Below are 24,126 nucleotides of genomic sequence, written 5' to 3'. Positions count from 1 at the left end.
CGGCCACGTCCGCGCTCAGCTCGCTGGCCAGGGCCCTGCACCCGGGTGGCGCGCGGTAACTTGACCGCTGTGCCCATCGAGTTCGCTGACGTCCCCCACCCCGACGAGATCGCGCGTGGCGACGCCCTCCGACGCCACGGCCTGCTGCTGAAACCCGAAGGTTCGCTCGGCAAACTGGAGGACCTGGGCGCGTGGATCGCCGCGTGCCAGGGCCAGTCGCCGCCCCGCCCGCTCAAGCGCATGCGCGTGGTCGTGTTCGCCGGCGACCACGGGATCGCCGCCAAGGGCGTCTCCGCCTTCCAGCCCGCGATGACCGGGCAGATGCTCGCCGCGCTGCACGACGGAGGCACCGCGCTCAACGTGGTCGCCGACGTGGCCGGCGCGGGCCTGCGGGTCGTGGACGTGGCGGTGGACTCCGACGACGAGGACGAGTTCAAGATCCGCAGGGGCTCCGGCTCGATCGACTCCGAGGACGCCCTCACCGCCGAGCAGGCCGAGGCCGCCGTGCGCGTCGGCATGCGCGTGGCCGACGCCGAGGTGGACGCAGGCGCCGATCTGCTGGTGCCCGCCGACCTCGGGGTCGGCGTCACCACGCCGTCCTCGACGCTCGTCGCCGCACTGACCGGCACGGAGCCGGTGGCCGTGATCGGCAGGGGCTCCGGCGTCGACGACAACGGCTGGATGCGCAAGTGCGTCGTGGTGCGCGACGCCCTGCGCCGCGCCAGGCCCGTGCTGTCCGACCCGGTGGAGTTGCTGCGCGCCGTGGGCGGCGCTGATCTCGCCGCGATGGCGGGTTTCCTCGCCCAGGCCGCGGTACGCCGCACGCCGGTGCTGATCGACGGACTGCCCGCCGCCGCTGCCGCGCTGGTGGCCGAGGAGTTCGCGCCGGGCGCGCGCTCGTGGTGGCTCGCCGCGCACCGCTCGACGGAACCGGCGCAGGTGCTGGCGCTCGACCACCTCGATCTGGAGCCGGTGCTCGACCTCGGCATCCGCCTCGGCACCGGCGCCGGGGCGAGCGCGGCGCTGCCGCTGCTGTCGGCGTCGGTGCGGCTGCTGTCGGAGATGGCGTCCTTCAGCCAGGTGTCGCTGCCCGGCCCGGCCTGAACGCGCAACGCTCCGGACCGCACGGTTGGCGGTCCGGAGCGTCGAACTCGCGGTCAGGCCAGCGTGTGCATCCAGCCGTGGGGGTCAGGGCGGACGCCCTCCTGGATACCGGTGAGCTCCTCGCGCAGGCGCATGGTGAGCTCACCCGGCTTGCCACCGGAGATCGTGAACTCGCCCTCGGCGTGCTTGACCCGGCCCACCGGCGTGATCACGGCGGCGGTGCCGCACGCGAACACCTCCGTCAGCTCACCCGAGGCGGCGGCCTTCTCCCACTCCTCGGTGGAGATCTTGCGCTCCTCCACCTCGTGGCCGAAGTCCGAGGCCAGCCGCAGCAGCGTGTCGCGGGTGACGCCGGGCAGCAGCGAACCGCTCAGCTCGGGCGTCACCACCTTCGCGTCGGCACCGGAGCCGAAGACGAAGAACAGGTTCATCCCGCCCATCTCCTCGACCCAGCGGCGCTCGACCGCGTCGAGCCACACCACCTGGTCGCAGCCCTGCTCCGTCGCCTGTGCCTGCGCCACGAAGGACGCCGCGTAGTTGCCGGCGCACTTCGCGAAGCCCGTGCCGCCGGGAGCGGCGCGCACGTACTCGGTGGACAGCCACACGCTGACCGGCTTCACGCCACCGGTGAAGTAGGTGCCGGCGGGCGAGGCGATGAGCGAGTACAGGTAGGAGCCCGACGGCCGGTTCACGCCGAGCCCGGCCTCGGTCGAGATCATGAACGGGCGCAGGTAGAGCGCGTCGCCCTGCCGCGTCGGCACCCAGCGCTCGTCGACGCCGACGAGCTCGTGGATCGAGCCGAGGAACAGCTCGTCGGGCAGCTCCGGCATCGCGAGCCTGGCCGCGGAGCGACGGAACCGCGCCGCGTTCTGCTCGGGCCGGAACGCCCTGATCGAGCCGTCGGGCTGCCGGTAGGCCTTGAGCCCCTCGAAGATCGCCTGCCCGTAGTGCAGCACGGACGTGGCGGGGTCGAGCGAGAATCCCTCGTAGGGGCGGACGCGGGCGTCGTGCCAGCCACGCTCGGTGTCCCACTCGACGGTCACCATGTGGTCGGTGAAGTGAGTACCGAAACCCGGAGCGGCCAGTACCTCTGCTACCCGCTCCGCCGAGGCGGGCGACGCGCTGAGGGTACGACTGAACGGGCTCGTGGTAGTCATGCCGATGAGCATATCGCTTTAGTAGGAAGTCAGAGCATCTGCCAGGGCTCTACGATGGAGGTGTGAGCCACCAGCCTCTGACTCCCGCGGGCGGCAACACCGTGTCCGCGGGCGCAGCCTCCGACGCCAAGACCTTCGCGGCCGCAGCGCTGCTGACCTTCGCCGCAGGGCTCATCGTGGTGATCGGCTACATCATGGCCGGTGGCTTCGGTGGCTTCCTCGGCATCATCGGGGCCGTGTTCGGCTTCGTGTGGTGGAAGAACCTGCACGGCAAGGTCTTCCCGCGCGACCTGCCCGCCAAGTCGCTCGTGGCGCTGCTCGTGGCCACCGCCGCGCTGTTCGGTCTCACCTACCTGATGGCCTGACCGGCCTCACCCGGCCTCAGAGGTCGCGCAGCAGCTCACCGGGCAGCTCGGGCCTCGGCCACGCCGGGTCGGGCCGGAAGTCGGTGTAGGTGCCGTCGAAGGGGAACTCCCCCGCCTCGGCCAGCGCCACATAGCGCAGGCCCTCCTCACGCAGCAGCGCCAGCTCGGCTTCGGTGAGCCTGCCGGCCCGCAGCGCCGCCTGCGCCTCGTCCTCGTCCTTCCACGCCCAGCTCCGGTCCGGGTCCACGGCCACGTCCAGCACCCCGTCGATCCGCTTCGGACCGAGCGCGTCCCTGCCGAGCGGGATCTCCAGGTTCACGTACCAGCCGGTGAAGTCGCCCCGCTCGTCGAAGAACCACCACACCGACGACCACACGCCCTCGCACACGAGCCGCAGCGTCGACGTGCCCCGCCAGTGGTCGCGCACCCGCACCCGCGGCGTCGTGAAGCGCTCCTCCAGCGGCGCCTCCCGCTGGTCCCTGCCGTCGGCGAGCCTGCTGCCGACGATCCGGGTGCCCTCGGGCAACCAGCCGAGCAGCCGGGCGCCGTCGTCGGCGAGCACCCGCAGCGGGTGCTGTTGACCGACGCTGGAGTCGGGACGCACGAAACTCAGCACCGCGGTCTGTCCCGGCAGCCACCTCACGCGCCGAACACCAGCCCGGCGAACAACGCCACCGACAGCGCGGCCGTCGCCACCGCGGGCACCGTGCGTTCCCTGGTCAGGATCGCGGCGGCGAGTGCCTCGGCCAGCGCGAGCGCCGCGGCGACGAACAGCGCGCCGCCCGGGCCGAGCAGCACCGCGAGCAGGCCGATGATCAGCGCACAGCCGAGAGTGCCCGCCACCCGGTTGCGCGGCACCAGTTCCTCCCGCGCGGCGGTGAGCGCGGCCAGCGCGGCGGTCACGGTCGCCAGCACCACGACGGCGCCGAGCACGGGTTGCAGTGCCTCCGCGTCGGCGGCGGCGAGCGCGTCGCGCAACGACGTCACCGAGAGCCCCAGCCGGTCGGGCCCGAGCTGGTACAGCGCCGCCGCGCCGACCGCGAGCACGACCACCGTCGCGGTGGCGAGCCGCCCGCGCGTGAGTCCCGTGACGAGCGGGAAGAGCACGGCGGCGGCGAGCAGCATCCCGGTGGGACTCGGCAGTCCGGGGCCGCTGACTTCGGTGGCGGGCGCGATGGCGACGCTGACGGCCACGAACGCGGCGCCGGCGGCGATGAGCAGCCCAGTGATCCAGCGGCGCCAGTAGTCGCCGATGCCCATGCCGGCCAGGTCGGCGACGGCGATCAAGAGCACCAGGGCGCCCACGCCCAGCCACGGCGAGCCGGGCACCGCGTAGGCCGTCAGCACCGCGGCGAAGAAGGCGCCGCGGGCGAGCCCCGCCGTCACGCGCAGACCGAGGTACAGCGTGGCCGACCTGCCCTCCGCTTCCGGCACCGTCCACTGAGCACAGAACGCCAGCGCGGCGGCGAGCGCGACCCCGCCGAGCAGCCACCACCCCGCCGCCGAGGACGCGACGGCGAGCGCGCCGAGAATGCCCGCACCGACCTGCACGCTCGCACCTACCTCTCCCGGGTCGTGACGCCGTCAATAGCATGGCGGAGAAGATTCGTGAACGACGAGGAGCCTGACGTGAGCGTGCCGAAGCTTGCCCTGTCCGAGAACACCGAGGCCGTGCTCGGCAAGACCCGCGCGGAGGCGGTCGTCGTCGGCACCGTCCAGGGCGCGAACGGGCTCGAGCTGGCCCCTGGCGCCGAGGCGGTCGACGCGGCGCTGGGCGGCACACTGGCCGACGTGCTGCGCACGCTCGGCGCCACCGGCAAGGCCGAGGAGGTCGTCAAGGTCCCGACGCTGGGCAAGCTGCCCGCGGGCGTCGTGCTGGCCGTCGGCCTCGGCAAGCCGGAGCCGACGCGGGAGCAGGTGCGCCGCGCCGCGGGCGCGTCGGGCCGCGCGCTGACAGGCACCGCCAGGGCGCTCACCACGCTGTCCGCCGTGGACCTCCAGGCCGCCGTCGAGGGCACCGTGCTCGGCGCCTACTCCTTCACCGCGTACAAGTCGGAGCCCGGCGACGCCCCGGTGTCCACGGTGGACGTCGTGAGCCCGGCCGAGGGCTCCGCGCGCGAGCACCGCGCCACGCTCAAGGCGGCCACCGCCATCGCGGAGTCGGTGCTGGCCGCGCGCGACCTGGTGAACACCCCGCCCAACGACCTCTTCCCCGGCTCGTTCGCCGACCGCGCGAGGAAGCTGGCCGAGGGCGCGGGCCTCGACATCGAGGTGCTGGACGAGAAGCAGCTCAAGCGCAAGGGCTACGGCGGCATCCTCGGCGTCGGCGGCGGCTCGTCGCGCCAGCCGCGGCTCGTGCGCCTGTCCTACCGCGGCCCGAAGGCCAAGAAGAAGGTCGCGCTGGTCGGCAAGGGCATCACGTTCGACACCGGCGGCATCTCGCTCAAGCCCGCCGCGAACATGGACCACATGACCTCGGACATGTCCGGGGCCGCCGCGGTGCTCGCCTCGATCGTGCTCGCCGCGAAGCTCAAGTACCCGCTCGAGATCACGGCGTACCTGCCGCTCGCCGAGAACATGCCCTCGGGCACCTCGTACCGGCCCGGCGACGTGCTCACCATGTACGGCGGCAAGACCGTCGAGGTGCTCAACACCGACGCCGAGGGCAGGCTCGTGCTGGCCGACGCGATCGTGCGCGCGGCGGAGGACGACCCGGACTACCTGATCGAGACGTCCACGCTCACCGGCGCGCAGATGGTCGCGCTCGGCAACCGCACCCCCGGTGTCATGGGCTCCGACGAGTTCCGCGACCGCGTGGCCACGATCGCGCAGGCCACGGGTGAGAACGGCTGGGCGATGCCGCTGCCGGAGGAGCTGCGCGGCGAACTGGACTCCAAGCTCGCGGACCTCGCCAACGTCACCGGCTCCCGCTGGGGCGGCATGCTCGCCGCGGGGATCTTCCTGCGCGAGTTCGTCGCCGAGGACCTGCCGTGGGCCCACATCGACATCGCGGGTCCCGCGTACAACTCGGGCAGCCCGTGGGGCTACACCGGCAAGGGCGGCACGGGCGTCCCGGTGCGCACGATCGCCGCGGTGCTCGCGGACATCGCCGACAACGGGTGACCGAACCCGAGGGCTACGTCGAGACGGCCGTGCACAAGGTGCTCACGGCCACCGACGACGCTGTCGACGCGGTGGTCTCGGCCGAGGCGCTCCTGCTCGCGTGCGCGGGCGCCCCGGCCGAGTCCGACCGGCTGGTCACGCACTGGCAGGCGGTGAGCGGCCGCGAGGCGAGCAGGCTCGCGGCCGACGCGCTCACCGCCAGGGCCTGGGCGATGCTGTTCGCGGCCAGGGGCGAGACCCCGGACTGGGCGGGCGAGCTGTCGCCGCTCGACCTCGACGCCGAGGCGGAGGCACAGCGCGCGCACCTCGCCAAGGAGAGCAGGGACCCGCTGCGGGCGATCACGGCGGAGGCACAGACGGCCGCCGACCAGGGCGACGTCGAAGCCGCCACGGAGGCACTGGGCCGGTGGGCGCAGCGGGCGGGTGAGACGAGCAGGCCCGACGTGGCGACGCTGGCCGCGTGCCGCGACCTGGCGCCGCTGCTGCTCCGCGGCGCGCTGGGCGTGCCGGCGGAGTGGGCGAGCGACTACACGGGAACGCTCGTCGCGGCGCTCGCAGCCCGCTACCGCGCCGAGAGCGGCGAACGCAGGGGCTGGCGCGACCTGGTCGCCGAGATCATGCGACTGCGCGGCGAACCCGGCGCGGTGCCGCCGCCCGCGACCCCGGCCGCGATCGCCGCCGTGGAACGCAGGCTCGGCCGGGCGCTGCCCGCCGACTACCGGGAGCTCCTGCTGACGTGCGACGGCCTGCGCGCCGACGTGGTGTTCCCCCGGCTGCTCGGGGTCTCCGAGCTGGCGGTCACCGAGGGCGGGATCGTGATCAGCGAGCCGGAGGGCATCGTGCTGCGCCCGGACACCGGTGAGGTCCTCGAGTCGGACGACCTGTTCGGGACCACCACCCATCCGGGCGTCCGCGCACTGCTCGAAGAGCACCTCCGGCTGCTGGAGGCCAGCGTCTAGCTGCCGGAATCCCGCCGCCTGCGCTCGATGATCTTCTGCCGCTCGGTGTACTCGCGCATGCGCTGCGGGTAACCGGTCTTGGCGACCTCGTAGACCGGAATCGAGCGCTTCCGGCCGAAGTCCTGGGCCGCACCGAGACTGCCGATGCGCCTCCGCGTCCACTCGCCGTCGTGTGCGACCAGCACCACAGTGGTGTCGGTGACAGTGGTCTTCGGCTCGACGAACGCCTCCACCCCACGCCTGGAGGCGGCCCACTCGTCCAGGTGCCGTGTGTCCGCCGAGCTGGACTTTCGCAGTGTTCCCGGCTTCGAAGATCCCTTGTTTTTTCTGCGCAGCGAATCGAACAGCCCCACGCCGACCACCTCTCTTTCCGTCGTCCCCACGATCATTATCCCGGGATGGGAACGACGTGTCCGCCACATCGGCAGCACTAGGTCGCAAGCGTGTCAGGCGAGGTGACAAGATGAGGTGTGATGAGCGCACCACGGCGCCCGTGAACCGCATCGACGCTGCCTGCCGAGGAGTTTGAGAAGTGACCGACGCTGAAGCCGACCTGGTGATCCTGGGTGGCGGATCGGGCGGCTACGCCGCGGCGTTCCGCGCCGCCGAGCTGGGCCTTTCCGTCACGTTGATCGAGAAGGACAAGCTGGGCGGCACCTGCTTGCACCGCGGATGCATCCCGACCAAGGCGCTGCTGCACGCCGCCGAGGTCGCCGACTCGGCCCGCGACGGCGAGCAGTTCGGCGTCAAGTCCGTCCTCGAGGGCGTGGACATGGCCGGAGTGCACAAGTACAAGGACGGGGTCATCACCCGCCTCTACAAGGGTCTGCAGGGCCTCGCCAAGGCCCACAAGATCAATTATGTCGAGGGCACCGGCACCTTCGCCGGCGGCACCACCGTGACCGTCGACGGCAAGAACTACACGGGCAAGAACGTGGTGCTCGCCACCGGTTCGTACTCCAAGTCGCTGCCCGGCCTCGAGCTCGGTGGGCGGGTCATCGCCAGCGAGGACGCCCTGAAGCTCGACTACGTCCCGAAGAAGGCCGTGGTGCTGGGCGGCGGCGTCATCGGCGTCGAGTTCGCCAGCGTCTGGGCCTCGTTCGGCACCGAGGTGACCATCGTCGAGGCACTCCCCCGCCTGGTGCCCAACGAGGACGAGTTCGCCTCCAAGCAGATCGAGCGTGCGTTCCGCCGCCGCAAGATCGCCTTCAAGACCGGCGTCAAGTTCACCGGCGCGAAGCAGGACGACAACGGCGTGAGCGTGTCGCTGGAGTCCGGCGAGACGCTGGAGGCCGACCTGCTGCTCGTCGCCGTCGGCCGCGGCCCCAACACCGCGGGCCACGGCTACGAGGAAGCCGGCATCACGATGGACCGCGGCTTCGTGCCGACCGACGAGATGCTGCGCACCAACCTGCCGAACGTCTACGCGGTCGGCGACATCGTGCCGGGCCTGCAGCTCGCGCACCGCGGCTTCCAGCAGGGCATCCTGGTCGCCGAGCACATCGCGGGGCTCGACCCCAAGCCCATCGACGAGGCGGGCATCCCGCGCGTCACCTACTCGCACCCCGAGGTCGCCTCGGTCGGCCTCACCGAGGCCGCGGCCAAGGAGCAGTACGGCAACGACGTCGTGACGCTGACCTACGACCTGGCCGGTAACGGCAAGAGCCAGATCCTGAAGACCTCCGGCGCTGTGAAGCTGGTCAAGGCCCCCGACGGTCCCGTCGTCGGCCTGCACCTCGTGGGCGACCGCGTCGGCGAGCTGATCGGCGAAGCGCAGCTGATCTACAACTGGGAGGCGTTCCCCGAGGACGTCGCCCCGCTCATCCACGCCCACCCGACCCAGACCGAGGCCCTCGGCGAAGCTCACCTTGCCCTCGCCGGCAAGCCGCTGCACACGCACGGCTGACGTCGGACGCCTCAGAACCAGCCCACATCAGAAACAGTCAAGGGAGTCAGCGAACGATGGCGTACTCCGTCACATTGCCGGAGCTCGGTGAGAGCGTCACGGAGGGCACGGTCACCCGGTGGTTGAAGCAAGAGGGTGACTCGGTCGCGGTCGACGAGCCGTTGCTCGAGATCTCCACCGACAAGGTCGACACCGAGGTCCCCTCCCCCGTCGCGGGCACGGTGCAGAAGATCGTCGCCCAGGAGGACGAGACCGTCGAGGTCGGCGGTGAGCTCGCGGTGATCGACGACGGCTCCGGTGGAGGCGCCGCCGCGCCAGCGCCGCAGGCCGAGGAGGCGCCCGCACAGCCCGAGCCGCAGGCCCAGCCGGAGCCCGAGCCCGCCCCGGCGGCGTCGGCTCCGGCGGCTCCGGCGGCTCCGGCGGCTCCGTCCGGCCAGGCCTCCGGCACCCCGGTGACGCTGCCCGAGCTGGGCGAGAGCGTCACCGAGGGCACCGTCACCCGGTGGCTCAAGCAGGTCGGCGACACCATCGCCGTCGACGAGCCGCTGCTCGAGATCTCCACCGACAAGGTCGACACCGAGGTCCCCTCCCCCGTCGCGGGCACGGTGCTCGAGATCTCGGTGAACGAGGACGAGACCGTCGAGGTCGGCGGCCAGCTGGCCGTGATCGGCGACGCCAGCGCGGCGAGCTCGGCCCCGGCCCAGCCCACGCAGCCGGAGCCGCAGGCGCCCGCCCCGCAGGCCCAGCCGGCCCCGCAGGCCCAGCCCGCCCAGCCGAAGCAGGAGACCCCCGCTCCGGCAGCGCCCGCGCCTCAGGCTCAGCCCGCGCAGGCGGCCCCGCAGAAGCAGGCCGCTCCGAGTGGGGACGGCGCCGCGACGCCGTACGTCACCCCGCTGGTGCGCAAGCTCGCCGCTGAGCACGACATCGACCTGAACAGCCTCACCGGCACCGGTGTCGGCGGTCGGATCCGCAAGCAGGACGTTTTGGCCGCGGTCGAGGAGAAGCAGCGTGAGCAGGCGCCCGCGCCCGCCGCGCAGCCCGCCGCCGCGGCGGCCCCGGCCGCACAGGCGCCCGCCAAGCCCGCTCCGGTCTCGGACGCGGAGAAGGCCGCGCTGCGGGGCACCGTGCAGAAGGCCAGCCGCATCCGGCAGATCACGGCGACCAAGACCAGGGAATCGCTGCAGCTGTCGGCTCAGCTCACCCAGGTGCACGAGGTCGACGTCACCAAGATCGCCAAGCTGCGCAAGCAGGCGAAGGGTGCGTTCCGCGAGCGCGAGGGCGTGAACCTCACGTTCCTGCCGTTCTTCGCCAAGGCCACGGTGGAGGCGCTCAAGCAGCACCCGAACGTCAACGCCTCGTACAACGAGGACACCAAGGAGATCACCTACCACGGTGCGATCAACCTCGGCATCGCCGTGGACACCGAGCGTGGTCTGCTCTCCGTGGTGATCCACGACGCGGGCGAGCTGAGCCTGGCCGGCCTCGCGCACCGCATCGCCGACCTGGCGGAGCGGGCGCGCAACAACAAGGTCACGCCGGACGAGCTCACCGGTGGCACGTTCACGATCACGAACATCGGCAGCAACGGTGCCCTGTTCGACACGCCGATCATCGTGCAGCCGCAGTCCGGCATGCTCGGCACGGGCGCGGTCGTCCGGCGTCCGGTGGTCACCGCCGACGCGGACGGCAACGACACCATCGCCATCCGGTCGATGGCCTACCTGCCGCTCACGTACGACCACCGTCTCGTCGACGGTGCGGACGCGGGCCGGTTCCTCACGACGGTCAAGCAGCGTCTCGAGGAAGGCAACTTCGAGGACGAGCTCGGCCTCTGAGTCACATCTGAGTGAAGGGGCGTCCACCTTTGGTGGGCGCCCCTTCACTGTGTCTCTCTAAGGTGGACCCATGCGAGTCATCGTCGCCGGATCCAGTGGTCTGATCGGAAGCGCACTCGTCCCTCGGCTGCGCGAGGCGGGGCACGAGGTGCTGCGGCTGGTGCGCCGCGACACCCGCGCCGGTGACGAACGGAGCTGGGACCCGCCCGCCGGGCGCATCGACCCCGGCACCTTCGACGGCGTGGACGCCGTGGTGAACCTGTGCGGCGCCCCGCTGGCCTCGGGCCGGTGGAGCGGAGCCCGCAAGCAGGTGCTCACCGACAGCAGGATCGAGCCGACGGAGGTACTCGCCGAGGCCGTCGCGGAGCACGGCATCGGGGTGCTGGTGAACTCCTCCGGCGCGCACTACTACGGCGACACCGGCGAGCGCGAGGCCGACGAGTCGCTGCCGTCGGGCACCGGGTTCCTGCCGGAGCTGTGCGTGTCGTGGGAGGCGGCCACGGCGCCGGCCGCCAAGGCGGGCGCGCGCGTGGTGCTGCTGCGCAACGCTCCCGTGCTCAGCGGCAAGGGCGGGCTGCTCGGCCCGCTCAAGCCACTGTTCCGGTTCGGCCTCGGCGGGCGGCTGGGCGACGGCACGCAGTACTTCCCGTGGATCAGCCTGCCCGACCAGCTCGCCGCGATCCGGTTCGTGCTCGAGCACGACGACGTGCGCGGCCCGGTGAACCTCTCCGCTCCCGAGCCGGTGACCAACGCCGAGTTCACGCGCGCGCTCGGCCGCGCCCTGCACCGGCCCGCGCCGTGGTGGGTGCCCGGCATCGCGTTGCGGGTCGCGCTGGGCGAGTCGGCCGACGAGATGATCCTGAGCGGGCCGCGAGCCGTGCCTCGCAGGCTCCTCGACGCGGGCTTCGACTTCGGCCACCCGGGACTCGACGAGGCGCTCACGGCGGTGCTGTGAGCGCCCGGCGTTCCCTCGTCCTCGGCACGCTGCTGCTCGCGGCGTTCCTGGTGCTCGGCGTGTTCGTGAGCGACCGGCCTCGCGGACTGGACGCACTGCTCGGCGACGCGCTGCACGACACCTGGACCGGTCCCGCCGGTGTCGTGGCCGAGGTCGTGAGCGCCGTGCTGGGGCCCGTGCTGCCGGTGGTGCTCGCCCTGGCCCTCGGCATCGCCGCACTGGTGCTCTGGCGCCGGGACGACCAGCGAGCGTGGATCGTGGTGCGGGTGCTGACGCTGCTCGTGCTGTGCCGGGCGACGAGCTGGCTCGCCAAGCCGGTCTTCGGCCGCGAGCGTCCGCGCGACTACCCGGACTTCAGTTACCCGAGCGGGCACGTCGTGTCGGTGGCGAGCACCGCCGTGGCCGTGGTGGTGCTGTGCGTACTGCTGGCTCCGCACCTCGTCGCGCTGGTGACCCGCGTGGCGGTGGTGGCGACCGTGCTGTGCGCGGCGAGCAGGGTGGTGCTGGACGTCCACTGGGTCACCGACACCGTCGGCGCGGTGCTGGCGGTGGGCGGGGTCGCGCTGCTGTCAGGCGTGGCACTTCGGCTGTTGCCGCCGGTGAGGCGCGGCGTAGCCTCGTCGGCGTGACTGAGAATGCGAGTAGGTCCTGCCGCGCCGGTGCCGCCGCCGTCGACGTCCGCGAGATCGGCACGATCGACTACCAGCGGGCGTGGGACCTGCAGCGCGAGTACGTCAACGCGCGCGCGGACGAGCTCGGCCCCGACACCATGCTGCTGCTGGAGCACCCGTCGGTCTACACCGCGGGCAAGCGCACCCAGCCCGAGGACCGGCCCGTCGACGGCACCCCCGTGATCGACGTGGACCGGGGCGGCCGGATCACCTGGCACGGCCCCGGTCAGCTCGTCGGCTACCCCATCGTCAAGCTCGCCGACCCGATCGACGTCGTGCAGTACGTGCGGCGGCTCGAGGAGGCGCTGATCCACGTGTGCGGCCTGTTCGGCGTGCACACCGGCCGGGTCGAGAGCCGCAGCGGCGTGTGGCTGCCCGCCGACGACCGCGGCCCCGAGCGCAAGATCGCCGCGATCGGCATCCGCGTGCAGCGCGGCGTGACCATGCACGGCTTCGAGCTCAACTGCAACGCCGACATGAGCGCGTTCGACAAGATCGTGCCGTGCGGCATCAGTGACGCGGGCACGACGTCGCTCTCGGCCGAACTGGGCCGCGACGTGCCGGTGACCGAGGCGCTGCCGCTGGCCCGCGACGCCGTGCTGGCGGCGCTGGAGGGCGAGCTGGCCGTCAGCGACGATCGCTGGCTGCCACGCCCGCAGGCCCCCAGCGCCCCCGGTGTCACGTTCGCGCTGCGGAACTAGGGCGTGCCTGACAATTCCTGCCGATCGAGCGGGGATCAGCGCGGCTAGCCCCGCGCGGCCGGTAGCGGAATCGTCAGACGCGCCCTGGCCGCACGCCCTCAGTCGAGCTGGCGCGCGACCTCCGCCGCGATCAGCTCGAGGTGGTCCAGATCGGCCAGGTCGAGCACCTGCAGGTACAGCCGGGTGACCCCGGTCCGCTCCCGCCAGGTGCCGATCGTGTCGACGGCCTGTGCCGGAGTTCCGGCCACCCCGTTCTGCCGCAGCTCGTCGACCTCGCGGCCGATGGCGGCGGCCCTGCGCGCGATCTCGGCGTCGTCGCGGCCGATCGCCACCACGAGCGCGGCCGAGCGCACGATCTCCTTCGGGTCGCGGCCCGCGGCCGACGCGGCGTTGTCGACGCGCTCGAACTGCGTGGTCGCGGACTCGACGGAGCCGAAGGGGATGTTGAACTCGTCGGCGTAGCGCGCCGCCAGCTCCGGCGTGCGCTTCTTGCCCGCGCCGCCGAGGATCACCGGCGGGCGCGGCCGCTGCGCCGGCTTGGGCAGCGCCGGTGCGCCGTCGAGGGTGTAGTGCTCGCCCTGGAAGGAGAACGTCTCACCCTCAGGGGTCTCCCACAGTCCGGTGACGATCGCGAGCTGCTCGGCGTAACGGTCGAACCGTTCCTTCAGCTCCGGCAGCTCGAAGCCGTAGGCCGTGTGCTCGTCGGCGTACCAGCCCGAGCCGAGGCCGAACTCGACCCGGCCGCCGGACATCTGGTCCACCTGGGCCACGGAGATCGCCAGCGCCGAAGGATGCCGGAAGGTGGCCGCGGTGACCAGCGTGCCGAGCCGGATCCGGCTGGTCTCCCTGGCCAGTCCGCCCAGCGTGACCCACGCGTCGGTGGGGCCTGGCAGACCGGAGACCGACCCCATCTTGAGGTAGTGGTCGGACCGGAAGAAGGCATCGAATCCGTTGTCCTCGGTCGCCTTGGCGACGCGGAGCAAGTCGTCGTAGGTAGCGCCCTGCTGGGGCTCGGTGAAGATCCTCAGTTCCACGCGTCCGAGCCTAACGGCGCACCTGCTCCAGGAGGCTGATGATGACCTGTTCCACTTCCGCGCCGACCTTCTCCGGCTCGGGCGAGCTCGCGATCTCGGTGGCCGCGCTGGAGAGCGCGCCGAACAGCAGCCGCGAGGTGATCTCCACGGGCACCCGCACCACCTCGCCCGCGTCGATCAGGTCCTGCAGGGCCGAGCGGATCAGCCCGAAGCTGTAGCGGTCCTCGGCATCGCGCCAGCGCTGCCAGCCCATCACGACGGGCGCCTCGTGAATGGCGATTCGCTGATAAGCGGGGTCGAGGCAGCTGGAAATGAACTCGCGCAGCCCTTTCTGGGCGCGTTCCCACGGTTTCTCGGGGCCGCTCATGATCTTCTCCAGGCGGCCCTTGACCCCGGTTTCCACGGCGTCGAACGCGGCCTCGAACACCGCCTGCTTACCACTGAAGTGGTGGTAGAGCGCACCTTTGGTCACCCTGGCCCGTCTGGCGATCTCGTCGAGTGAGGTGCCGGCATAACCACGATCCGTGAACAGTTCGACCGCGCTGGCGACGAGGGCACTTCGCGTGGACTCCGAATAGTCTTCCCGCCTGGACCTCGTTGTCACCACGCTCACAACTCTACGCGCGTTTCCCTATCCCATACCGATGGTATGTTGGGCGTGTCAGTCCGTACCGGGAGTATGCCGCAAACCGCTGGTATGACCCGCGTCACGGGAGGGGAACAGGCCATGAGCTGGAACGACTTCTATCGCAGGCGCGACGTGATCGACGCCGTGCTCAGGCGCGCGGAGCGTGATCCGCACGGTGCGCTGCCGTTCGCCGAGGTCGCCGGAGCGCGCGAGGCGTTCGGGTCCGAGGAGAACCTGTTGCTCGCACTGCAGTACAAGTGGACCCAGGTGCTCAGCGGGCGCCTGCGGTCCGAGGTCGCGGGCCCGGAGGACGCCGACGGCGTTCCGGGCGGCGGCGAGCGGGACCACGTCGACGCGGTGTCGAGGGCGTGGCGGGCCGCCGTGCGCGAGCAGCCCACCCTGCGCGCGGTGCTCGAGGCCCACGCAGGGCGCTACGCCTCCACCGACAACGCCCACGAGGCCGAGCTGCGGATGCTGGCCGTCACCGCGGGCCTGGCGGAGCCGAACGAGCCCCGCGCGGAGGTCACCCGCATCGGCCAGGCGTTCGTCGCGCTGCTCGAGGCCCGCGCCGGGAGCCGCACTCGGAGCAGGCGCGCGAACCCGGTCGGACAGCTACTCCGCAGGCTCGCCCCCACGGCGTGACGGTCTTGGCGCCAGGCCAACACGTGTAGTTAGGTGGTCGGCATGGTTACCTCGGGAGCGCACTGGAGCGAGTCCGACATCGGCGACCAGTCGGGTCGCACCGTGCTGGTCACCGGCGCCAACTCCGGACTGGGCCTGCGCACCGCGACCGTGCTCGCAGAGCACGGCGCCAGGGTGCTGCTCGCCTGCCGCAACCCCGACCGGGGCGCCGCGGCGCTGCGCGAGGTGGCCGCGAGGGCGGGGACCGAACCCGCGCTCGTCTCGCTCGACCTCGCCGACCTCGGTTCCGTGCGCGACGCGGCAGCCGCGGTGAGGGACCTCACCGGCGACTCGCTCGACGTCCTCGTGAACAACGCCGGGCTGATGGGCACGCCGCGAGGCCTGACCAGTGACGGGTTCGAGACCCAGTTCGGCACCAACCACCTCGGCCACGCCGCGCTCACCTGGCAGCTCCTGCCCGCGCTGCGCGGCGGCACGCGACCCCGCGTGGTCACCGTCTCGAGCCTCGTCGCGGCGGGCGGCTCGATCGACCTCGCTGACCCGAACTTCGAGCGCCGCCGCTACCACCCCGCCACGGCCTACGCCCAGGCCAAGCTCGCCAACCAGGCGTTCGCGCTCGAACTCGACCGCCGCCTGCGCGCGGCGGACGAGACGGTGGTGAGCGTGGCCGCCCACCCCGGTTACAGCCGCAGCGGACTCGGCTCGGCGATGGCCCGCTCGCAGTCCACCTCGATCGTCAGGACCGTCGTCGGCACGGGCACCCGGCTCGGCGAGCTGCTGCTCGCGCAGAACGCGCGGATGGGTGCGCTGCCGCAGCTGCGGGCCGCCACCGATCACGAGATCACGGGCGGCACGTACGTCGGTCCGCGCGGGCCCGGTGGCCTGCGCGGATATCCCAGGGTGGTCACTCCGTTGCGGTCCGCACGCGACGCCGCGACCGGCTCCGGGCTGTGGGAGCTGACCGCGAAGTTGACGGGCGTCACGCCTGATCCCGCATAGCGTCATCCGCTGATCTCCGGCGCGTAGTGTGGAGCCCGTGACTGCTGTGCCGGAGGGTAGGAAGCTGCTGCGTCTCGAGGTTCGCAACAGCCAGACGCCGATCGAGAAGAAGCCGTCGTGGATCAAGACCCGGGCGCGCATGGGCCCGGAGTTCACCGAACTCAAGGGTCTGGTGCGCCGCGAAGGCCTCAACACCGTGTGTGAGGAGGCCGGCTGTCCCAACATCTACGAGTGCTGGGAGGACCGCGAGGCCACGTTCCTCATCGGCGGCGAGCAGTGCACCCGTCGCTGTGACTTCTGCCAGATCGACACCGGCAAGCCCGCCGAGCTCGACCGCGACGAGCCGCGCAGGGTCGCCGAGAGCGTCCAGGCGATGGGCCTGCGCTACTCGACGGTCACCGGCGTCGCGCGCGACGACCTCGAGGACGGCGGCGCGTGGCTCTACGCCGAGACCGTCCGCCAGATCCACAAGCTCAACCCCGGCACCGGGGTCGAGCTGCTGATCCCCGACTTCAACGCCGACCCGGACCAGCTGGCCGAGGTGTTCGGCTCGGCGCCCGAGGTGCTCGCGCACAACCTCGAGACGGTCCCCCGGATCTTCAAGCGCATCCGCCCCGGCTTCCGCTACGAGCGCTCGCTCGAGGTCATCACGCGGGCCCGCGAGGCGGGTCTGGTGACCAAGTCCAACCTCATCCTCGGCATGGGCGAGACCCCCGAGGAGGTCGTCGCCGCGATGCGCGACCTGGTCGAGGCCGGCTGCGAGATCATCACCATCACCCAGTACCTGCGGCCCTCGCCGCGGCACCACCCGGTGGACCGCTGGGTCAAGCCCGAGGAGTTCGTCGAGCACACGGCCGCGGCCGAGGAGCTGGGCTTCGCGGGTGTGATGGCGGGACCGCTGGTGCGCTCGTCCTACCGCGCGGGCAAGCTCTACGCCCAGACCAAGGCCCACCGTGGCGAGACGCTGCCCGCCAACCTGGAGCACCTCGCCAACGCCCAGCCCGCCGCGCAGGAGGCCAGCAGCGTCCTCGCCCGTCAGTCCTGAGCGGAACTGACCGAGCGTCGCCTTTCCGGGGAAATCCGGGAAAACCCCGAGCCAGGGCGAACCGGTCAGGCGCTACTGTCGTCCTAGGGGTTGCAAGCACGTGGCTCGCGCCGCCGGGGACGACAGGCAAGGGGATAGTACGTGGTAACCGACCTGCTCGAATGGCTGCAGAACCTGCCGCAGCCCGCACTCGTCGGCGCGACCGGCCTGCTCGTCATGCTCGAATGCACCATCGGGCTCGGCTTCATCGCGCCCGGTGAGTCGGGGCTGCTGATCGCGGCCACCACGGCGACCACGGTGCCGAGGTTCGTGATCCTGTGGGCGGTCGTCACCGTCTGCGCGGGCATCGGTGACTCGATCGGGTACGCCATCGGCAAGCGGTTCGGTCCACGCCTGCGCGACACCAAGCTCATCCGGCGCTACGGCACCGACGCGTGGGACAAGGCCACCGACGTGTTGCAACGACGAGGCGCGTGGGCGGTGTTCTTCGCGCGGTTCCTGCCGGTGGTGCGCACGCTGACGCCGGCGGCCGCGGGCACCTCGGGCCTGCCGTACCGCAAGTTCCTGCCGGCTGTGGTGAGCGGCGCGGCGGCCTGGTCGCTGCTGCACATCAGCATCGGCGCGGCGCTCGGTGAGGCGGCCAAGCGCGTGGAGGGCATGCTCAGCACGGGCGGCCTGATCGTGGTCGGCGTGCTCGCCGCGGTCGCCGTGATCGCGCTGATCCGGTTCAAGAAGAAGAAGGCGCTCGCGCCGACTTCGTCCCAGACCAAGGAACCCGCGGGCACCCAGGACGCCGGCGACGAGCCGGTCGGCTCCTGACCCTCTCGACGACTGCGGTGAAGGGCACCTTTACTGCGTTCAATGCAGTAAAGGTGCCCTTCACCGCATGTGGCCCAGCTACCTAGGTGGTCGGCGGGAGGTAGCGGCGGGCCACGTTGTCCGTGGCGGACTCCCCCGCTCGCCAGTCGGCGATCCACGGCCCGGTGCCCTCGCTGGGGTCCAGCACGCCGTCCTCGAGCCACGTGTGGCGCCCGTCCAGCACCGACCTGGTGAGGCCGGCGTCAGCGGCGTCCGTGTTGGACCACAGCGCATGGAACAACCGCTCGATGCGCAGCCGCGACTGCTCGCAGAACACGTCGGCCAGCTCGTAGGCCGCCGCACCCTGCTCCGCGTCGTCGGCACGCTGCCGCTCGGCCCGCACACACGCGGCCGCCATCGCGAACAGCTCGGCTCCGATGTCGACGATCCGGCCCAGGAAGCCCTGTCGCTGCTCCAGCCCGGCCTGCCAGCGCGCCATGCCGTAGAAGGTCGAGCGGGCCAGCTTGCGTGCGGTGCGCTCCACGAACCGCAGATGCGCCGCCAGCGGACCGAACTCGCGGAACGACGACGGCAGCTGCCCCTTGCCCGAGACCAGCTGCGGCAGCCACTTCGCGTAGAAGCCGCTCGCCTTGGCCGCGGCGCTCGCCTTGCTCTTGAGGTCGGCCTCGGCGTCGGCGAGATCGCCCGCCGCCGCCAGGTGCGCGTCGACGGCCTCACGTGCGATCAGCAGGCGCATGATCTCCGACGAACCCTCGAAGATCCGGTTGATGCGCAGGTCGCGGACGAGCTGCTCCACCGGCACCGCCCGCTCCCCCCGCGCGGCGAGCGACGCGGCCGTCTCGTAGCCCCTGCCGCCGCGGATCTGCATGAGCTCGTCGGCGACGACGCAGGACATCTCGCTCGCCCACAGCTTCGCCAGCGCCGCCTCGATGCGGATGTCGTTGCGGCCCTCGTCGGACATGTGCGCCGAGAGCTCCACCACGGCCTCGAGCGCGTACGTCGTCGCGGCGACGAACGAGATCTTGCTCGCCACCGCCTCGTGCCGCCCGAGGGGCTTACCCCACTGGACGCGCTCGCCCGACCACTCGCGGGCGATCTTGAGCGCCCACTTCGCCGTGCCCGCGCACGAGGCGGGAACCGAGAGCCTGCCGGTGTTGAGTGTCGCGAGCGCGATCCTGAGGCCCTTGCCCTCACCGCCGACCACGTTCTCTTTGGAAACCCGGACCTGGTGGAAGCGGGTGACGCCGTTCTCGATGCCGCGCAGCCCCATGAACTCGTTGCGCCGCTCCACCGTGATGCCCGGTGAGTCGGCCTCGACGACGAACGCCGTGACCCCGCCCTTGCGGTCCTCACTCTTCGGCACCCTGGCCATCACCACGAGCAACTCGGCGACCACACCATTGGTGGTCCACAGCTTCACGCCGTCGAGCAGGTAGGCCTCACCGTCGTCGGTGGGCACGGCGGAGGTGGCCAGCCGCGCGGGATCGGAACCGACGTCGGGTTCGGTGAGCAGGAACGCCGACACCGCGCCCTTGGCGCAGCGCGGCAGGAACCGCTCCTTCTGCTCGGGCGTGCCCGCGAGCTTGAGCGGCTCGGGCACGCCGATCGACTGGTGCGCCGAGAGCAGCACGCTCAGGGTCGAGTGCACCGAGCCGACGAGCATCAGCGCCTGGTTGTAGGCGACCTGGGTCAGCCCGAGCCCGCCGTAGGACTCGGGGATCTTGATGCCGAAGCAGCCGAGCTCGGCCAGGCCCTTCACGTACTCGTCGGGGATGCGGGCCTCGCGCTCGATCACGGCGGGATCGAGCGTGGCGCAGTACTCCCGCAGGCGGGACAGGAACTTCTCCCCCTTCACGGAGTCCTCGCGGGACTGCCGCGGGTGGGGGTGCACCAGGTCCAGCCGGAAGCGGCCGAGGTAGAGCTCCTTGGCGAAGGAGGGCTTGTGCCAGTCGCTCTCCCTCGCTTCCTCGGCGACGGCCCTGGCTTGTTTCTCCGTCACCTTCGGTTGGTCGACCATCGGCCCTCCTCATGGGTCGGCGCGAACGGGTCAATCACACTGCACCAGTGTTACCCATCGGTAGCGGATTCAAAAGCCCGCTACACTGCGTGAAATAGGCCTCTCAATTAATAAAACAAGGACAAAATGCTTCCCAAAAGGGCATTACTTTTCGCATCGGTGCTGGGCGCGGCGACACTCGCGCTGACGTCCTGCAGCACTGGGGGAACCGGCGAGAACACACCGACGACGACCGCGGAGAAACCGGCCGCGAGCGTGACGATCGACGAGGCTGGCGCGACCGGCGCCAGTCCCGTCACACCCGTGGTGGTGCGCGCCGATCACGGCGAACTCGGCGACGTCTCGGTGGTCAACACCGAGACGTCGAGGGCCGTGTCCGGCGAGCTCGACGAGTCGGCGTCGACGTGGACCTCGACGGAGCCGCTCGGCTACGGCAGCACCTACGAGGTAGTCGCACACGCTTTGGGGGACAACGGAAAGCAGACCGAGCAGCGGGGCACCATCACCACCGTGACCCCGAGGGCGCAGGCCGAGCCGAACCTCATCCCTGGTCCCGCCGCGGTGGCCGACACGGGTGTCGGCGTGGGACAGCCGATCTCGTTCCAGTTCACCCAGCCGGTCACCGACAAGGCAGCTGTCGAGAAGCAGCTGTCCGTCGTCTCCGAACCCGCGCAGGAGGGCGGCTGGTACTGGATCGACGACCAGAACGTGCATTACCGGCCCAAGGAGTACTGGCAGCCGGGAACCACGCTGACGGTATCGGCGAAGGTGTACGGAGTCGATTTCGGAAACGGCGTCTACGGAGCCTCGGATCGCACCGAGACCTACCACGTCCACGATTCCTGGACGGCGAAAGCCGACGGCGCGACCGCGCAGATGGCGATTTTCCACAACGGCCAGCAGGTGCGCACCATGCCGATCTCGATGGGCAAGGACGAGACCCCGACCCACGTGGGCACGCACGTCATCTCCGACAAGCAGGCCAGCTACACGATGGACTCCTGCACCTACGGCGTCTGCCAGGGCGATCCCGACTACTACCGCTCCGAGGAGCGCTGGTCGCTGCGGATCTCCAACGACGGCGAGTTCGTGCACGAGAACCCGAACAGCGTGGGTGCCCAGGGCAGCACGAACGTCTCGCACGGCTGCATCAACCTCAACGCCGAGAACGCGCAGTGGTTCTTCGAGCGCTTCGGTCTCGGTGACGTGGTGGAGGTGACCAACTCGGGAGGCCCGCAGCTGCCCGTGTGGGATCTCTACGGCGACTGGTCGCTGTCGTGGCAGGACTGGCAGGCGGGCTCCGCGCTGCACTGACGCCCACCTCTCTCGACGGCATCATGGACGTATGGACACCGCCGAGGAATTGAGTCACGCCCGGGAACTGGTGGCGGGTGCGGACCGGATCGTGGCCATGACGGGCGCCGGCATCTCCACCGACTCCGGTATCCCGGACTTCCGGGGGCCCAACGGTGTGTGGACCAAGGACCCGGCGGCCGAGAAGATGTCGAACCTGCAGGCCTACGTCGGCAGTGAGGAGGTCCGGCGGGCGAGCTGGCAGAGCCGCGTCCGGCACCCGGGCTGGGAGGCGAAGCCCAACGCCGCGCACCAGGTGTTCGTCGACCTGGAGCGGGCAGGGCGGCTCTCGGCGGTCATCACGCAGAACATCGACGGTCTGCACCAGAAGGCGGGCTCCGATCCGGCGCGCGTGATCGAGCTGCACGGCACGATGTTCGAGAGCGAGTGCCTCGGGTGCGCAGACCGCCGCGACATGCGTGAGGCGCTGGCCCGCGTACGGGCCGGCGAGGTCGATCCGCCGTGCGAGCGCTGCGGAGGGATCCTCAAGTCGGCGACGATCTCGTTCGGCCAGGCGCTCGACGCCGAGGTGCTGGAGCGGGCGCGGGCCGAGGCCGTGTCGTCTGAGCTGCTGCTCGTGGCAGGCAGTTCGCTCACGGTGCATCCGGCCGCGGGGCTGGTGGGTAGCGCACTGAGCGCGGGCGCGACGGTGATCGTGTGCAATGCCTCGAGGACCCCGTACGACAGCCCGGCGGCCGCCGTCCTGCGCGGCCCGCTCGGTGAGGTGCTGCCCGCTCTCGTGTAGAGCGGGACAGACCCGGGCGGGCCCTGGCCCCCTACCGTCCAGAGCCCACCCGGGTGGTGCCTTCGTACTCGCCGGCGGCCCCCCGCGGCCGTCGGTCAGCGTGATCAGTGAGGGTCACTCTGGGTGTTCGAGCCACCAGGATCCGAACAACACGCAGCGTTTCCTCGGTTTACGTTCCCATCCCCGGATCATCCACCGATTTGCCACACTAGGTAGCCGAAACCCTCATGGAAGGCACGAGTAAACGTCTACCCGGTCGCTCTCCGTGAAACCAGCCGACACAAGTCAACATCACTCCAACGGACCAGTGGCCGTCACGCTGGGTGTCTTCTCCGATAGACGGCGGTGAGGATGCCGGCGCGCGTCGATCACGGCGAGCAGCAGCGCGGCGACCGTGAACGCCACCGAACAGGCCATCGCGTACGCCAGCGCGGCGGGATAGTTCTCGCCAGGGCCAGTGATCCCCGCGTGGAAGACGGTGCCGAGCACGGCGACGCCGAGCGCCGTGCCGAGCCGCTGGCCGGTCTGCAGCGCACCGCCCGCCACACCCGCCATGCGCGTGGGAACGCGGTCGAGGGTGAGCGTGGTGTTGGGCGCGATCACCAGGCCGCCGCCGAGGCCCGCGACGAGCAGCGGCGCCGCGATCGCATAGCCGATGGTCTGCTGGGGCACCAGCGGCACGAGCACCGCGACGGCGCCGAGGCCCACCGCGACGAGGCAGAGCCCGCTGACCGTGAGCCACCTGCCGAAGCGCGGCACGAGCCTGCCCGCGACGGCGGCCGACACCGCGGAGCCGAGCGCGAACGGGCTCACCAGCAGGCCGGACTCCAGCGGCGAGAAGCCGAGGCCCTGCTGGAAGAACATGGCGAGCACCAGCCAGATACCCGCGAAACCACAGAAGTAGATCGCGCCGATCGACGCACCCGTCGCATACCCGGGCGTCTCGGTGTAGAGCCGTGGGTCGAGCACCGGCGAGCACTGCCTGCTCAGCATCCGCTTCTCCCACCGTACGAACGCGTAACCGAATGCCGCGGCGAGCGGGAAGAGCCACCACAGGCGGCCCAGGCCGCCCTGCTCGGACTGCGCGAGCGGGTACAGGACGCCGAGCACGGTGAGCCCCAGCAACAGCATCCCGACGAAGTCCAGCCGCGAGCGCAACGGCGTCGTCGAACGGGGCGCCTTCGGCAGCAGCCGGGCGGCGAGCACGAGCGCCACCAGCCCGATGGGCACGTTGACGTAGAACACCCAGCGCCACCCGTTCTCGGCGCCGAACGCGGCGATGATCAGCCCGCCGAGCACCGGCCCCATCGCGGTGGAGATGCCCACCGTGGCGCCGAACATGCCGAAGGCCCTGCCGCGCTCCGCTCCGCGGAACAGCTCCTGGATCAGGCCGCTGTTCTGCGGGGTGAGCATGCCCGCGGCGATGCCCTGCAGCAGCCGCGCGGACACGAGCATCGTCTCGTTGACCGAAGCGCCGGCCAGCACGCTGGTGAGGATGAACGCCGACAGCGCGATGAGGAACATCCTGCGCCTGCCGAACGCGTCGCCGAGCCTGCCACCGGTGACGAGCACGAGCCCGAACGCGAGCGCGTAGCCCGACACCACCCACTGGGCTCCGGCGATCGAGGTGCCGAGACCGGACTGGATCGACGGCAGCGCGACGTTGACGATGCTGACGTCGAGCAGCGACATGAACCCGGCCGTGAGTGTGACGGCGAGTGCCCGCCACCGGCGCGGATCGGGTTCGTAGCTCTCGTCCTGACTCACACTCTCCACGTTATGACCCCTGCCGCGCTCCGGCAGGTGACCCCGGGTGACGTGCCTCAGGCGCCCGCGGTGATGCCCGGGATTCCCTTGAGCTCACCCATGAGCATCGAGCTGACCTTGACGGGGTAGTCGTAGAGCGCGAACACGGTCTCGCGCTGCTTGCCCATCAGCTTGAGCCGGACGGGGGTGTCGCCGCGGTGGGCCTGCAGGGTCTGTTTGAGCTCGGTGACCACGCTCTGGTCGAGCCGCTCGGCCGAGGCCAGCAGCAACAACGGCGGCTCCTCCTCCCCCACGGCCAGGT

24 protein-coding genes are annotated in these 24,126 nt (G+C 71.2%); 15 read left to right on the top strand and 9 right to left on the bottom strand.

Annotation, left to right across the window (positions count from 1 at the left end; translation table 11 throughout):
• Positions 1-69 precede the first annotated feature (69 nt).
• Positions 70-1,104, top strand: coding sequence for a nicotinate-nucleotide--dimethylbenzimidazole phosphoribosyltransferase (cobT, locus tag JHE00_RS17870; protein ID WP_200319443.1), 1,035 nt, complete (start codon positions 70-72; stop codon positions 1,102-1,104).
• A gap of 53 nt (positions 1,105-1,157) precedes the next feature.
• Here the strand turns inward: cobT and JHE00_RS17865 are convergent, their stop codons facing one another.
• Positions 1,158-2,261, bottom strand: coding sequence for a branched-chain amino acid aminotransferase (locus JHE00_RS17865; protein ID WP_200319441.1), 1,104 nt, complete (start codon positions 2,259-2,261; stop codon positions 1,158-1,160).
• Positions 2,262-2,323: 62 nt separating this feature from the next.
• On the opposite strand from JHE00_RS17865, the gene JHE00_RS17860 reads away from it, so the two are divergent.
• On the top strand, positions 2,324-2,626 hold the full coding sequence (locus JHE00_RS17860) for a hypothetical protein (RefSeq protein ID WP_307831989.1): 303 nt from the start codon (positions 2,324-2,326) through the stop codon (positions 2,624-2,626).
• Between the two features lie 16 nt (positions 2,627-2,642).
• Here JHE00_RS17860 and JHE00_RS35145 read toward each other — a convergent pair whose 3' ends face one another.
• Both JHE00_RS35145 and JHE00_RS35140 read right to left on the bottom strand, forming a co-directional pair.
• Positions 2,643-3,269, bottom strand: coding sequence for a DUF402 domain-containing protein (locus tag JHE00_RS35145; RefSeq protein WP_307831988.1), 627 nt, complete (start codon positions 3,267-3,269; stop codon positions 2,643-2,645).
• Positions 3,266-4,177, bottom strand: a complete 912-nt coding sequence (locus JHE00_RS35140) for a hypothetical protein (protein ID WP_230424531.1) — start codon at positions 4,175-4,177, stop codon at positions 3,266-3,268. Before JHE00_RS35140 ends, JHE00_RS35145 begins: the two co-directional genes overlap by 4 nt.
• Before the next feature lie 78 nt (positions 4,178-4,255).
• Between JHE00_RS35140 and JHE00_RS17850 the strand changes: the two genes are divergently transcribed.
• Both JHE00_RS17850 and JHE00_RS17845 read left to right on the top strand, forming a co-directional pair.
• Complete coding sequence (locus JHE00_RS17850; protein WP_200319439.1) at positions 4,256-5,749, top strand: leucyl aminopeptidase; 1,494 nt, start codon at positions 4,256-4,258, stop codon at positions 5,747-5,749.
• Positions 5,746-6,708 (top strand): SMI1/KNR4 family protein, encoded by a 963-nt coding sequence (locus JHE00_RS17845; RefSeq protein WP_200319436.1) that lies wholly within the window; start codon positions 5,746-5,748, stop codon positions 6,706-6,708. The genes JHE00_RS17850 and JHE00_RS17845 overlap by 4 nt, the downstream gene beginning before the upstream one ends.
• On the opposite strand, the gene JHE00_RS17840 is transcribed toward JHE00_RS17845, so the two are convergent.
• Positions 6,705-7,070 (bottom strand): oxidoreductase, encoded by a 366-nt coding sequence (locus tag JHE00_RS17840; RefSeq protein WP_200320352.1) that lies wholly within the window; start codon positions 7,068-7,070, stop codon positions 6,705-6,707. The two genes, JHE00_RS17845 and JHE00_RS17840, sit on opposite strands and share 4 nt — an antisense overlap.
• Positions 7,071-7,240: 170 nt before the next feature.
• Between JHE00_RS17840 and lpdA the strand changes: the two genes are divergently transcribed.
• From lpdA to lipB, 5 genes are all read left to right on the top strand, one after another.
• Positions 7,241-8,614: a dihydrolipoyl dehydrogenase gene (gene lpdA / locus JHE00_RS17835; protein ID WP_200319434.1), complete on the top strand. Its 1,374-nt coding sequence runs from the start codon at positions 7,241-7,243 to the stop codon at positions 8,612-8,614.
• A gap of 56 nt (positions 8,615-8,670) precedes the next feature.
• Positions 8,671-10,449 (top strand): 2-oxoglutarate dehydrogenase, E2 component, dihydrolipoamide succinyltransferase, encoded by a 1,779-nt coding sequence (gene sucB / locus JHE00_RS17830; protein ID WP_200319432.1) that lies wholly within the window; start codon positions 8,671-8,673, stop codon positions 10,447-10,449.
• A 70-nt stretch (positions 10,450-10,519) separates the two neighbouring features.
• The gene (locus JHE00_RS17825) at positions 10,520-11,404 is read left to right on the top strand and encodes a TIGR01777 family oxidoreductase (protein ID WP_200319430.1); all 885 of its coding nucleotides are present in this window, start codon (positions 10,520-10,522) and stop codon (positions 11,402-11,404) included.
• Positions 11,401-12,033, top strand: a complete 633-nt coding sequence (locus JHE00_RS17820; RefSeq protein ID WP_200319428.1) for a phosphatase PAP2 family protein — start codon at positions 11,401-11,403, stop codon at positions 12,031-12,033. The genes JHE00_RS17825 and JHE00_RS17820 overlap by 4 nt, the downstream gene beginning before the upstream one ends.
• A complete protein-coding gene (gene lipB, locus JHE00_RS17815; protein ID WP_200319426.1) occupies positions 12,030-12,776 on the top strand; it encodes a lipoyl(octanoyl) transferase LipB in 747 nt (248 codons plus the stop codon). The genes JHE00_RS17820 and lipB overlap by 4 nt, the downstream gene beginning before the upstream one ends.
• 98 nt (positions 12,777-12,874) lie before the next feature.
• Here the strand turns inward: lipB and JHE00_RS17810 are convergent, their stop codons facing one another.
• Positions 12,875-13,810: an LLM class F420-dependent oxidoreductase gene (locus tag JHE00_RS17810; protein ID WP_200319424.1), complete on the bottom strand. Its 936-nt coding sequence runs from the start codon at positions 13,808-13,810 to the stop codon at positions 12,875-12,877.
• A gap of 10 nt (positions 13,811-13,820) precedes the next feature.
• Positions 13,821-14,423: a TetR/AcrR family transcriptional regulator gene (locus tag JHE00_RS17805; protein ID WP_200319422.1), complete on the bottom strand. Its 603-nt coding sequence runs from the start codon at positions 14,421-14,423 to the stop codon at positions 13,821-13,823.
• A gap of 114 nt (positions 14,424-14,537) precedes the next feature.
• Here JHE00_RS17805 and JHE00_RS17800 point away from each other — a divergent pair, with 114 nt between their 5' ends.
• The 4 genes from JHE00_RS17800 to JHE00_RS17785 all read left to right on the top strand — a co-directional run bounded on the left by JHE00_RS17800 (position 14,538) and on the right by JHE00_RS17785 (position 17,943).
• Entirely contained in the window at positions 14,538-15,080 is a 543-nt protein-coding gene (locus tag JHE00_RS17800) for a hypothetical protein (RefSeq protein WP_200319420.1), read from the top strand.
• Between the two features lie 42 nt (positions 15,081-15,122).
• Positions 15,123-16,079: an oxidoreductase gene (locus JHE00_RS17795; RefSeq protein ID WP_200319418.1), complete on the top strand. Its 957-nt coding sequence runs from the start codon at positions 15,123-15,125 to the stop codon at positions 16,077-16,079.
• 37 nt (positions 16,080-16,116) lie between these two features.
• Positions 16,117-17,124 carry a lipoyl synthase gene (gene lipA / locus JHE00_RS17790; RefSeq protein ID WP_200319416.1) on the top strand — a complete coding sequence of 336 codons (1,008 nt, stop codon included), beginning with the start codon at positions 16,117-16,119 and terminating at the stop codon, positions 17,122-17,124.
• 141 nt (positions 17,125-17,265) lie between these two features.
• Positions 17,266-17,943, top strand: a complete 678-nt coding sequence (locus JHE00_RS17785) for a DedA family protein (RefSeq protein ID WP_200319414.1) — start codon at positions 17,266-17,268, stop codon at positions 17,941-17,943.
• An 82-nt stretch (positions 17,944-18,025) separates the two neighbouring features.
• Here JHE00_RS17785 and JHE00_RS17780 read toward each other — a convergent pair whose 3' ends face one another.
• A complete protein-coding gene (locus JHE00_RS17780) occupies positions 18,026-19,960 on the bottom strand; it encodes an acyl-CoA dehydrogenase family protein (RefSeq protein ID WP_200319412.1) in 1,935 nt (644 codons plus the stop codon).
• Between the two features lie 126 nt (positions 19,961-20,086).
• Between JHE00_RS17780 and JHE00_RS17775 the strand changes: the two genes are divergently transcribed.
• Both JHE00_RS17775 and JHE00_RS17770 read left to right on the top strand, forming a co-directional pair.
• Positions 20,087-21,274, top strand: a complete 1,188-nt coding sequence (locus tag JHE00_RS17775) for a L,D-transpeptidase (RefSeq protein WP_200319410.1) — start codon at positions 20,087-20,089, stop codon at positions 21,272-21,274.
• A gap of 31 nt (positions 21,275-21,305) precedes the next feature.
• Complete coding sequence (locus JHE00_RS17770) at positions 21,306-22,058, top strand: SIR2 family NAD-dependent protein deacylase (RefSeq protein ID WP_200319408.1); 753 nt, start codon at positions 21,306-21,308, stop codon at positions 22,056-22,058.
• 291 nt (positions 22,059-22,349) lie between these two features.
• Here JHE00_RS17770 and JHE00_RS17765 read toward each other — a convergent pair whose 3' ends face one another.
• A complete protein-coding gene (locus JHE00_RS17765) occupies positions 22,350-23,825 on the bottom strand; it encodes an MFS transporter (protein ID WP_307831987.1) in 1,476 nt (491 codons plus the stop codon).
• Positions 23,826-23,881: 56 nt separating this feature from the next.
• The coding region (locus JHE00_RS17760) for a hypothetical protein (RefSeq protein WP_200319406.1) at positions 23,882-24,126 on the bottom strand (245 nt) is incomplete at its 5' end.

It is taken from the genome of Prauserella cavernicola, assembly GCF_016595675.1.
Classification (GTDB): Bacteria; Actinomycetota; Actinomycetes; order Mycobacteriales; family Pseudonocardiaceae; genus Prauserella_A; species Prauserella_A cavernicola.
The sequence above is the reverse complement of the archived record's forward strand: the minus strand, read 5'-3'. Positions and strand labels throughout refer to the sequence as shown.

What these genes read in the sequence shown, in the direction of transcription:
- JHE00_RS17780 (WP_200319412.1), bottom strand. Translation starts at nt 19,960, where the DNA reads ATGGTCGACCAACCGAAGGTGACGGAGAAACAAGCCAGGGCCGTCGCC.
- JHE00_RS17795 (WP_200319418.1), top strand. Translation starts at nt 15,123, where the DNA reads ATGGTTACCTCGGGAGCGCACTGGAGCGAGTCCGACATCGGCGACCAG.
- JHE00_RS17775 (WP_200319410.1), top strand. Translation starts at nt 20,087, where the DNA reads ATGCTTCCCAAAAGGGCATTACTTTTCGCATCGGTGCTGGGCGCGGCG.
- JHE00_RS17865 (WP_200319441.1), bottom strand. Translation starts at nt 2,261, where the DNA reads ATGACTACCACGAGCCCGTTCAGTCGTACCCTCAGCGCGTCGCCCGCC.
- sucB (WP_200319432.1), top strand. Translation starts at nt 8,671, where the DNA reads ATGGCGTACTCCGTCACATTGCCGGAGCTCGGTGAGAGCGTCACGGAG.
- JHE00_RS17770 (WP_200319408.1), top strand. Translation starts at nt 21,306, where the DNA reads ATGGACACCGCCGAGGAATTGAGTCACGCCCGGGAACTGGTGGCGGGT.
- JHE00_RS17800 (WP_200319420.1), top strand. Translation starts at nt 14,538, where the DNA reads ATGAGCTGGAACGACTTCTATCGCAGGCGCGACGTGATCGACGCCGTG.
- JHE00_RS17825 (WP_200319430.1), top strand. Translation starts at nt 10,520, where the DNA reads ATGCGAGTCATCGTCGCCGGATCCAGTGGTCTGATCGGAAGCGCACTC.